The following is a 1,041-nucleotide window of genomic DNA, read 5'->3' as shown; positions in this document are numbered from 1 at the left end:
TTATTACGCGTCAGGCAGGATGCTTGCAACAACGCCTGCACCAACAGTACGGCCGCCTTCACGAATCGCGAAACGCAGACCTTCTTCCATCGCGATCGGGTTGATCAACATCACTGTGATCGACACGTTGTCGCCTGGCATAACCATTTCCTTGTCCTTCGGCAACTCGATCGAACCAGTCACGTCCGTTGTACGGAAGTAGAACTGTGGACGATAGTTGTTGAAGAATGGCGTATGACGGCCGCCTTCGTCCTTCGACAGAACATAGATCTCGCCTGTGAAGTGCTTGTGTGGCTTGATCGAACCTGGCTTGGCCAACACTTGACCACGCTCCACGTCTTCACGCTTGGTACCGCGCAGCAGAACGCCAACGTTGTCGCCTGCTTGACCTTGGTCCAGCAGCTTACGGAACATTTCAACGCCAGTACATGTTGTCTTTTGGGTGTCACGGATACCGACGATTTCGATTTCTTCGCCGACCTTGACAACACCACGCTCAACACGACCGGTCACAACGGTACCGCGACCCGAGATCGAGAACACGTCTTCAACTGGCATCAGGAATGTGCCGTCAACTGCGCGCTCTGGTGTTGGGATGTAGGTGTCCAGTGCTTCAGCCAGTGCCATGATCGCTTGTTCGCCCAGCGGACCTGTGTCGCCTTCCAGCGCCAGCTTCGCCGAACCCTTGACGATTGGCAGATCGTCGCCTGGGAATTCGTACTTCGACAACAGCTCACGCACTTCCATTTCAACCAGTTCCAGCAGCTCTTCGTCATCCACCATGTCTGCCTTGTTCAGGAACACGATGATGTAAGGAACGCCAACCTGACGCGACAACAGGATGTGTTCGCGCGTTTGTGGCATTGGGCCGTCTGCTGCCGAGCAAACCAGAATCGCGCCGTCCATCTGCGCGGCACCGGTAATCATGTTCTTGACGTAGTCGGCGTGGCCTGGGCAGTCAACGTGAGCGTAGTGACGGTTGGCTGTTTCGTATTCAACGTGTGCTGTGTTGATCGTGATGCCGCGTGCCTTTTCTTCTGG

Annotated in this window: 1 protein-coding gene; it reads right to left on the bottom strand. The window is 55.2% G+C overall.

Annotation, left to right across the window (positions count from 1 at the left end):
* Positions 1 to 3: 3 nt before the first annotated feature.
* A partial coding sequence (tuf, locus tag FHW66_RS20695; protein ID WP_183381716.1) for an elongation factor Tu occupies positions 4 to 1,041 on the bottom strand: 1,038 nt, incomplete at its 5' end.

Origin of the sequence: Herbaspirillum sp. Sphag64, from assembly GCF_014192645.1 — a bacterium.
Classification (GTDB): Bacteria; Pseudomonadota; Gammaproteobacteria; order Burkholderiales; family Burkholderiaceae_D; genus Herbaspirillum.
This window is presented reverse-complemented; position numbering and strand designations above follow the sequence as displayed.